Here is a 9,137-nt window from a genome sequence, read left to right as displayed (position 1 = left end):
CGTTTACAGCCGGCACTGGAGAATGCGTGGTTGACCCGATGCGCTAAAAGGTTCCCACACCTTCACGTACCAAAATGTCAAAACATGGTCCGGTCCAAGACCGTTTTGCGCCTAATCTACAGTACGTAGAAATCGACGTATTCCATGTTTTAAAGTCCCACGTTCCCCCAGGAACAAAATGAATCACTCAGCAAAACTAGCCGTGTGTGGTGTACGATTTCAACAGCGTTGATGGTCTTGACAGGGCTGGGGATGAAACGAATCTGATCGACCTTTGAATCTCAAGGAAAAGTCGCTGCTAGCGCTGACATAAATGAGACTGCAAAAACAAAAGGCGGCCCAGTTGGACCGCCTCAAGTTAAAAATTTTAAAGAATCGGTAAAGACCGAAATTAAGCGATTGCTTTGACGCGTGCGCTCAAGCGGGACATCTTACGTGCCGCTGTGTTCTTGTGGAAAACGCCTTTGGAAACGCCGCGCATCAATTCTGGCTGAAGAGCGCGAACAGCTGCTGCTGCTGCGTCTTTGTCGCCAGCCTCAATCGCTTCTTCTGCTTTGCGCAGGAATGTGCGGATACGGGAGCGACGTGCTTTGTTTACTTGAAAACGTGCTTCGTTCTGACGCGCGCGCTTTTTAGCCTGTGGAGTATTTGCCATGTGATCAGTCTCTTTCGGTTCGTGTGTTCAAATTTCTATAACGCACGTCAGCCGCCGGGTTCACTGAACCGGTTGATTCGAGCCAAAGCGGGCTACACGCGCATTTCAGCGCTGCGTATAGGCCGTGTTGTTGTGTATTGCAAACATCCTTTTCCAGTGATCATGCTGGTGAAAACCAGGAGTGTTCAACATGTCATTGCAAAAACGAGACTGGGTACCTGCGGATTGTGAAACACGGGTGCAAGCCATCGCTAAACAGGTCGGAAGTTCAAATAGCGTGTTAGAGCGTTTGGATGCGCTTGTGTTTGAGAATCGCGACATCCACGAAAAGGCCTGTTTCAATCTAAACCCAGCGACCAATGTTATGAACCCCCGCGCCGAGGCGATGTTGGCGTCTGGGATCGGGTCGCGTCCGTCACTTGGGTACCCTGGTGACAAGTATGAGATGGGGTTGGAGGCGATTGAAGAAATCGAAGTCATCACCGCAACGCTTTGCGCCGAGGTGTTTGACGCGCAGTTTGCGGAAATCCGGGTGCCGTCAGGCGCGATTGCTAACCTTTATGGGTTTATGGCGACCTGTAAGGCTGGCGATACGATCATCGCGCCACCCGCGTCGGTTGGCGGACATGTAACACACCATCTGGCAGGATGCGCTGGGTTGTTCGGGCTGCGCACGGTTGAGGCGCCCGTTCTAGTCGATGGGTATACGATTGATGCGGATGCGCTGATGGCATTGGCGCAAAAGGAAAAGCCCAAGCTGATAACGGTGGGTTCGAGTTTGAACCTTGATGAGCATCCGGTGCGCGAAATCCGTGCCGTCGCGGATGCCGTCGGAGCAAAGGTGATGTTTGATGCCGCGCACCAATGTGGGATTATTGCGGGCAAGGCGTGGCGTGATCCGTTGGCTGAGGGCGCGCATTTCATGACGATGTCGACCTATAAGTCCCTCGGTGGGCCTGCAGGCGGTTTGATTGTGACCAATGATCCAGAGATGGCCGAAGCCTTTGACGCGATCGCGTTTCCAGGAATGACGGCGAATTTTGATGCAGCGAAATCTGCTGCGATGGCTGTAACCATGCTCGATTGGCGCGACCACGGGCAAGCCTACGCCGCCAAGATGATTGAAGTTGCACAGGGGCTAGCGGTCGCGTTGAAGACGCGTGGTGTTCCCGTGTTTGAAACGGCGAATGGTGCGACGTCGAGCCACCAGTTTGCAGTTCGTGCGGCGGCGTATGGCGGTGGACAGGCCGTTTCAAAACAGCTGTACAAGGCTGGCTTTCTCGCTTGTGGGATTGGGTTGCCGATTGATGCCGTGGCTGGTGACATGAACGGGCTGCGCATCGGCACGCCCGAATTGGTGCGCTGGGGTGTCGACATAGAACACGTCGACCAAATGGCTGACCTGATCACGGAGGCGCTGGGCAGCAACGACCCTAGCGTGATGGCCCCGCGCGTACGCGAATGGCGCGAGACCTTCGACCGGCTGCACTATATAACGTAGGTTACTTGTCGCGGAATTGCGGCTCTCGCTTTTCAACGTAAGATGCCATGCCTTCGGCCTGATCTTCAGTGGCGAACAAGGCTTGGAACATGCGGCGTTCGTAGTTGATGCCCTCAGCCAAAGTCGTTTCATAGGCGCGGTTGACCGTGTCTTTAACAGCCATCGTCGCGAGCAAGGATTTTTCAGCAATCTTTTGGGCCGCAGCCATTGCTTCATCTTTGAGCTTTTTCGGGGCGACCACGCGGCTCACGAGGCCGGATTCTTCAGCCTCTTCAGCGTTCATGAAGCGGCCTGTTAGGTGCATGTCCATTGATTTGGATTTGCCCACATAGCGCGTGAGGCGCTGTGTGCCGCCGATTCCAGCGATAACGCCGAGGTTGATTTCTGGCTGGCCGAACTTTGCGGTGTCTGCCGCGATAATGAAATCACACATCATTGCCAGCTCACATCCGCCGCCCAGCGCGTAGCCAGAAACGGCGGCGATGATAGGTTTGCGAACACGTAGAAAGCGGTCCGCTTCCACGCCAAAAAAGTTATCGCGGTACATATCGACAAAGGACTTGTCGGCCATTTCCTTAATGTCGGCACCCGCTGCGAAGGCTTTTTCCGAACCCGTTAGAACAATGCAGCGCACTTTGTCGGACGCATCGGCCTCTTCAACTGCGCTCGCGAGCTCACCCAAAAGTTGGGAATTCAACGCATTGAGGGCATCTGGGCGATTAAGAGTGATAAGCGCGACGTCGTCCGCGATTTCGACAATGATGGTTTCATAGGCCATTTGGATGAGCTCCGCTTGTTCATGAACGCTCAGGCTTATCAAAGCCACGCGCGCAATCAAGCTATCTTTGACACTTTGGACAGTAGAAAGTCGAACGTCCCGATTGGGTTATGCGAACGATAGTGCCACCACATTCGGGTGTTTGGCACGGGTCGTTTTCACGGTCATAGGCCTGAAAACCATGTTGAAAATAGCCCAATTCGCCGTCTGCTTGGCGATAGTCCTTAAGGGATGATCCCCCTGCTGCAATTGCTTCGGACAGAACGTCACGGATGATCGGCACGAGGGACGCAACGCGCTTTTTAGACAGGTCTTTTGCTTTGCGAGTCGGATTGATGCGTGCGCGATATAGAACTTCGCAGACATAGATATTGCCAAGGCCTGCCACGACATGCTGATCCAGTAGTGCGGTTTTGATGGGCGTATTGCGCGTTGAAAGGGTGTTGGCGAGGTAGGTTTCGTTGAAATCGTTACCCAAAGGTTCGGGACCGATTGGTTTGATCAGCCAATGATCACCCAATTGGGCGGTGTCCCCAAGGTCCATCGCGCCAAAACGCCGTGCATCGTTAAAGGTTACACGCGCACCGTTGCCCATGTGAAAGACGACATGATCGTGCTTAGCGGGTGCAGGATGGTCATGGTGGAATTGACCGAGCGGATCACCAGACACTGTCATACGGCCGGACATGCCAAGATGGATAATAAGGGTTTCGCCCGTGTCGAGGTCCACAAGGATGTATTTAGACCGCCGCCGCAACGCGGTGACCTTGGCGCCGGTTAACCTTGCGGCCATATTTTCAGGAAAGGGCCAACGTAGATCGGGGCGGTTCACGTCGGCACGGGTAATGACCTGCCCTTCCATTGACGGCGCTAGGCCGCGTCGGACGGTTTCGACTTCTGGTAATTCAGGCATCTGCACACACCGCGATGATTTGGCCATTTGTATCTGAAGGTTGGACGCTATATCTGCATGGTAAGCTGTGCAAGGTGCCTTGATATGACTAACGAACAGACGACTCATTTCGGATTTGAAACAGTAGCTGAAGGCGACAAAGCGGGCCTTGTTCAGGGTGTGTTTTCCAGTGTTGCCAGCAAATATGACGTGATGAACGACGCCATGAGCCTTGGTATCCACCGTATCTGGAAGGATGCAATGATGGATTGGTTGGCGCCGCGCGAGGGACAAAAGCTGCTCGATGTTGCGGGTGGTACTGGCGACGTTTCGTTTCGTTTTCTAAAGCGCGCCAAGGTTGGCCATGCCACTGTTTTGGACCTGACCGAGCCGATGTTGATTGAAGGGCGCAAACGCGCTGAGGCTGCGCAGCTGGACAGTTCGCTTGATTGGGTTGTTGGGGACGCGATGGCGCTGCCGTTCGAGGATAACACGTTTGATGTCTACACGATCAGCTTTGGCATCCGAAACGTCACGCGACCGCAAGAGGCGCTGAACGAAGCGTATCGTGTGCTGAAGCCAGGTGGCCGTTTGATGGTTCTGGAGTTCAACCGAATTCCAAATGACATGCTTCAGAAGATGTATGACGTCTATTCGTTCAACGCGATTCCGGTGATGGGCAAAGTCATTACAGGCGACCGCGATAGTTATCAGTATTTGGTCGAGTCGATCCGCAAGTTCCCAGATCAGGATACGTTCCTTGAGATGGTGAAGGATGCTGGGTTCGACAATTCAAAGTACCGCAATCTAAGCCTTGGGATCGCGTGTCTGCATTCCGGATGGAAGTTGTAAAATGCGTGGCCCACATAACATCTGGCGGCTAATCCGAACTGGCGCGACGCTGGAGCGTACTGGCGCGATGAAGATCATTCTGGATGCTGCGGAAGCGCCACGAATGATGCGCGTTGCTGTTCGGGGCTTGGCATGGCCATTTCAATGGCTGGGTCTGAAGGGCGACGTTGAGCAACCGCCCGTCACGCGAGCATTGCAGGCGCTGGGTCCTGCCTACATTAAATTCGGGCAGGTTTTATCCACGCGACCCGATGTTGTTGGGTCGGAATTGGCTGTGCAGTTACGTGTTCTGCAGGACAAGTTGCCACCGTTCCCTGTTGAGGTTGCCAAAGCGGAAGTTGAAAAGGAACTTGGCGTAACCGTAGATTCAGTCTTTAGCGAGTTTTCCGAACCAGTTGCTGCGGCATCCATCGCACAAGTGCACAAAGCGCGGTTGGTATCAGACGGTGAATATGTTGCCGTAAAAGTTTTACGACCGGGCATTGAAAAGGCGTTCCAGAAAGATCTGGACGCGTTCTATTTGGCGGCTTCGGTGTTTAATACTTTGTCGCCTTCGGCCCGTCGATTGAAGCCATTGGACGTGATCGAACATTTCGAAGGTGTTGTTGTCAGTGAATTGGACCTGCGGATGGAAAGCGCATCCGCGTCCGAATTTGCAGACAACACCGAGAACGACGAGGGCTTTGCGCTGCCGCGTGTCCGTTGGAATTTGTCGGCACGTCGCGTCATGACGTTGGATTGGGCAGAGGGCATTAATGCCGCTGACGTTGACGCGATTGCGGCCGCTGGGCATGATCTGACTGAACTGTCGCAACGTGTTTTGCAGCTGTTCTTGAACCATGCATTGCGGGACGGATTTTTCCACGCGGACATGCACCACGGCAACCTAAAGATCGCGCCGAATGGGGATATCATCGCCTATGATTTTGGGATCATGGGGCATTTGGATGAGTACACGCGCCGTGTTTACGCCGAGATTTTGTTTGGCTTTATCCGGCGCGATTATAACCGCGTTGCCGAAGTGCATTTTGAGGCCGGCTATGTGCCTGCCGATCGTGACGTAAACGAATTTGCACGAGCGTTACGGGCTGTTGGGGAACCTATTTTCGGGATGAATGCCGAACAAATTTCGATGGCGAAACTGCTGTCGTATTTGTTTGAAGTGACCGAGCGTTTCGGAATGGAAACCCGCACCGAGCTGATCTTGCTGCAACGGACGATGGTTGTTGTCGAAGGTGTCGCGCGCACGTTCGATCACCGGATGAACATTTGGGATGCCGCAAAGCCTGTCGTTGAGAGCTATATCAAGGACAGCATCGGCCCGCGCGCAATGACCAAAGACTTGGTGAAAACCGCGCGGGTTCTGGCGCGATTTGGCCCACGGTTGCCCGCCCTCGCCGAGGCCGCGTTGATACGGATGGGCGAAGAACCACCCACCCCACCACGGCGCAGTAATTGGGCCGCGATCGCGTGGGCACTGTTGGGCGCAGGGATTGCGACGGCGGCTGTATTTGCGATTTCGGCGTTTAGCTAATCTAGCTTTCGCGCAGCGCGCTGACGTCTGAAGCCAGTACTGAAATCCCGCCTTCGAGCACGAGCACCGAACTGCCGTTCTCGCTCTGAACTTCTTGGACGCGGGCGTAGATATCCGCTGTTTCTGACAAGACGACTTCGCCGTTTGATGAGCTGACGACTTGGAACTGGTAAACGCCGGACGGGAACGGCGTTCCGTCTGTATCGGTTCCGGCCCATTCAATTGGATCGGTCGACTTTGGAATTTCGCTGCGCTGAACTTCATTTCCGTCGGCGTCAAACACCACAAGTTCCACTGTGTCCGCGATAGCTGCTGGGTTCGGTGCGATTGTAATTGGGCTTCCATCAAACTGACCTGGAACGGCAGCGCGGGCTTCTTTACCAACCCAATCCGCCATTTGGGCCATGCCCGTTGACGTCATTTGAACCATTAAAGATGAGAGCAAATCGTTGGTCAGGACAGCTTGTTCGACGCCGGAAAACGTGGCGAGTTGCTGGGCGTATTCGGACGAATCTGTCGGATTGAGAGGGTCCTGATTTTCCATCTGAACCGTGAGCATCTTTAGAAAGGTCTCAAAGTCAGAACTGAGAACAGCCTCAGATGTTTCCGTTTGAGGTGTGATCGTTGACGCCGTCGTCGTGGTCTGGGTGATTTCCATTGGTGTATCTTTCGTTACAATTTGAGGTCGAGGCCGCCGGTTAGCGTAACGCGCATGCTGGGAACGGGCGGTTTTGATGTATCGTTTGGGTTTTCAGGGGCCGGTTCTTGATGTTCATCATTCCACGTGCCGTTTGATCCCGATGGCTGCTCGCCGAAAGTGAAGCTGGGGTTTTCGTATCCCATTTCCCGCAGCTCCCGCGCGAGATGTTCGATGTTGCGGCGCATCAAATCCGTCGTTTCAGGACGTTCCGAGAGAATGTTCACGGTCATGCCAGCCTCACCGTTCGTGAGGGAAATGCGGACGCGTCCAAGCTCTTCGGGGTTGAGGAGGATCTCAGTTGTAGAATTGGATGACTGGACAATAGTCGCTGCGACTTGCGAGGCGACGTGCGAAGCGATCGATTGCGACGTGGAGGTTGTGGCTGTAGAAACATTTGCCGCGTTGACTTGCGGCGATTGTGGCGATTGTGGCGAGGTTAACTCAGTTTCCAGAATGCCAGTCGAGACAGGAAACAATGGCTCTGTATTGAGTGCGTTTGGTGTTTCCATTGAAGGTATCGACAGATTGGGTTTTGCAACGGATTGCGGCGCGAGGGACCGTTCCTGAGAAGGCGGTGGGACGGGAGTTGGTATAGTTGCATCGGTTTGAAGCGGAGCCTGCTTCGCGTCTGGCGCTGGCAAGCGGTCAGTTGGTGTATGTGTTGACGTCGTCACCTGACCTCTTGGTTTTACGGATGTTTCGGTGGCTTGAACCGCTTGTTTGATCGCACTTTCAATTGGGGTTCGCGCATTGTTGTTTTGGTCATGCTCGATCTTCTGAAACGATGCCTGATCGGTTCCTAGGTTTCGTTTCAACAGCTCAAATTTTGTCCCATTTTCGCGGGCAAATGGCATGTCCGCAGAAACGGTTGCTGATGAATCTGGCGCGATGTTCGACTGTAAGGGTGCAACTGATTTCACTCCCGTTTTTTCGGCGTGCGGGGGCGGTGTGGACGGATAGATCGGGTTCGCCGTTGGCGTCGCCACCCCCGCCGTTTCGCTCCGTACGGGGGGCGCGACAAACTGCTCCCCGACCTCAGGACTTTCAACGGCATCGGGTCCAGCCAGTTCCGATATTAAACCTCCAGATGGCTTTTGCAGCGTTTCGGAATGCTTTGGTGTGCTTGGGTCATTTTGCGTCTTTGCTTGTAACGAAAGTACTCCATCTTCGGGGGGCTGGGTTGTTTGGATTCTCTCCGACTCAGACAATCTAAATTCTACGGGATGCGGTAGAGGTAAAGCCTCAGCATCCTCAACTTCGAGATCGTGTGATTCCTCAGAATATTCCGACCATATTTGAGCAAACTCAGCCGAACCTTCGCTGTTTGAATCTGCACGATTGTCCCGCAAGCCCTGCGGCGCAACCTGCCCTAACTCAGGTGAATTGGTATCAATTTGAATCATCGGTTTCTCCGAAGGCGAGCGATTTAAACCGTTTTAGTCCGCAGAAACTTACTCAATCTTTACCGCTGGCTCATAATGATACGAAAAATTGTCAGCATCGGAGCTTCAGAATGGAACTACAGCAAACAAACGCGCCCTCTGCGTCACAAACATCGTCGCCAGTGACACAGGAAGCCCAGTTGATGACGGTTGCGCAGTCATTAGAGGCCGCATTTCTTTCAGAAATGTTGAAGTCGGCGGGTGTTGGCGAGACCCCATCGGCGTTTGGCGGTGGCGCGGGTGAGGATCAGTTCGCCTCGTTCATGCGAGACGAGCAGGCAAAACAGATGACAGCAGCCGGGGGAATCGGGCTGGCACAGTCCATGTTTGACGCGATGATGGCGCGATCCCAATGACGAAAGCCGTAGATCAATTAGCACGCTTATTAAAAATTGAGCACCTTGCCCTGTTGAAGGGTGACTTCGACACCGTCGGCGCGTTGGTTGCAGAAAAGGAATCGTTGTCGACACAATTTGATGACGCGAACGCCGCCGAACTGAAACTTTTGTCGACTGCCTTGGCGCGCAACAGCACTCTCTTCGCGGCAGCGCATGAAGGAGTGACCGCTGTCGTTACAACGCTACGCCAACAACGGGCAGCACGCACAACACTTTCAAGCTATGACTCTTCAGGCAAAGCCACGCAGATTTCGCAACCTGAACATGGCACGGAACGACGTTATTAAAATTGTCGTCAAAGGCCGTGAATATGGCCCTCACGCGTTAAGGCCTCGTTAGTTGGTTATGCGCATGTTGGCCGTGCACCCCACATGGGTGGCACTGG

General features: G+C 53.8%; 10 protein-coding genes. 5 read left to right on the top strand and 5 right to left on the bottom strand.

The window, feature by feature from the left end; all coding sequences use genetic code 11:
- Window positions 1-391: 391 nt before the first annotated feature.
- Complete coding sequence (rpsT, locus tag OSB_RS16250) at window positions 392-655, bottom strand: 30S ribosomal protein S20 (protein ID WP_049835973.1); 264 nt, start codon at window positions 653-655, stop codon at window positions 392-394.
- Window positions 656-845: 190 nt separating this feature from the next.
- Here rpsT and OSB_RS16245 point away from each other — a divergent pair, with 190 nt between their 5' ends.
- Complete coding sequence (locus tag OSB_RS16245; protein WP_049835972.1) at window positions 846-2,156, top strand: serine hydroxymethyltransferase; 1,311 nt, start codon at window positions 846-848, stop codon at window positions 2,154-2,156.
- A 1-nt stretch (window position 2,157) separates the two neighbouring features.
- Here OSB_RS16245 and OSB_RS16240 read toward each other — a convergent pair whose 3' ends face one another.
- Both OSB_RS16240 and mutM read right to left on the bottom strand, forming a co-directional pair.
- Window positions 2,158-2,934, bottom strand: a complete 777-nt coding sequence (locus tag OSB_RS16240) for an enoyl-CoA hydratase (RefSeq protein WP_049836224.1) — start codon at window positions 2,932-2,934, stop codon at window positions 2,158-2,160.
- A gap of 61 nt (window positions 2,935-2,995) precedes the next feature.
- Window positions 2,996-3,847: a bifunctional DNA-formamidopyrimidine glycosylase/DNA-(apurinic or apyrimidinic site) lyase gene (mutM, locus tag OSB_RS16235; protein ID WP_049835971.1), complete on the bottom strand. Its 852-nt coding sequence runs from the start codon at window positions 3,845-3,847 to the stop codon at window positions 2,996-2,998.
- 84 nt (window positions 3,848-3,931) lie between these two features.
- On the opposite strand from mutM, the gene ubiE reads away from it, so the two are divergent.
- Both ubiE and ubiB read left to right on the top strand, forming a co-directional pair.
- Window positions 3,932-4,678 (top strand): bifunctional demethylmenaquinone methyltransferase/2-methoxy-6-polyprenyl-1,4-benzoquinol methylase UbiE, encoded by a 747-nt coding sequence (ubiE, locus tag OSB_RS16230; RefSeq protein ID WP_049835970.1) that lies wholly within the window; start codon window positions 3,932-3,934, stop codon window positions 4,676-4,678.
- 1 nt (window position 4,679) lies between these two features.
- On the top strand, window positions 4,680-6,212 hold the full coding sequence (gene ubiB / locus OSB_RS16225; protein WP_049835969.1) for a 2-polyprenylphenol 6-hydroxylase: 1,533 nt from the start codon (window positions 4,680-4,682) through the stop codon (window positions 6,210-6,212).
- 1 nt (window position 6,213) lies between these two features.
- On the opposite strand, the gene OSB_RS16220 is transcribed toward ubiB, so the two are convergent.
- Together OSB_RS16220 and OSB_RS16215 are read right to left on the bottom strand one after the other, a co-directional pair.
- Window positions 6,214-6,870, bottom strand: coding sequence for a flagellar hook capping FlgD N-terminal domain-containing protein (locus OSB_RS16220; protein ID WP_049835968.1), 657 nt, complete (start codon window positions 6,868-6,870; stop codon window positions 6,214-6,216).
- A 14-nt stretch (window positions 6,871-6,884) separates the two neighbouring features.
- Entirely contained in the window at window positions 6,885-8,315 is a 1,431-nt protein-coding gene (locus OSB_RS16215; RefSeq protein ID WP_049835967.1) for a flagellar hook-length control protein FliK, read from the bottom strand.
- 110 nt (window positions 8,316-8,425) lie between these two features.
- On the opposite strand from OSB_RS16215, the gene OSB_RS16210 reads away from it, so the two are divergent.
- Both OSB_RS16210 and OSB_RS16205 read left to right on the top strand, forming a co-directional pair.
- On the top strand, window positions 8,426-8,710 hold the full coding sequence (locus OSB_RS16210; protein ID WP_049835966.1) for a rod-binding protein: 285 nt from the start codon (window positions 8,426-8,428) through the stop codon (window positions 8,708-8,710).
- Window positions 8,707-9,039: a hypothetical protein gene (locus OSB_RS16205; protein WP_049835965.1), complete on the top strand. Its 333-nt coding sequence runs from the start codon at window positions 8,707-8,709 to the stop codon at window positions 9,037-9,039. Before OSB_RS16210 ends, OSB_RS16205 begins: the two co-directional genes overlap by 4 nt.
- The last annotated feature ends 98 nt before the right edge of the window (window positions 9,040-9,137 follow it).

Source organism: Octadecabacter temperatus (assembly GCF_001187845.1).
In the GTDB taxonomy this organism is placed as follows: domain Bacteria; phylum Pseudomonadota; class Alphaproteobacteria; order Rhodobacterales; family Rhodobacteraceae; genus Octadecabacter; species Octadecabacter temperatus.
Note: the sequence above shows the minus strand (reverse complement) of the source record. Positions and strands in the feature narration are given on the sequence as shown.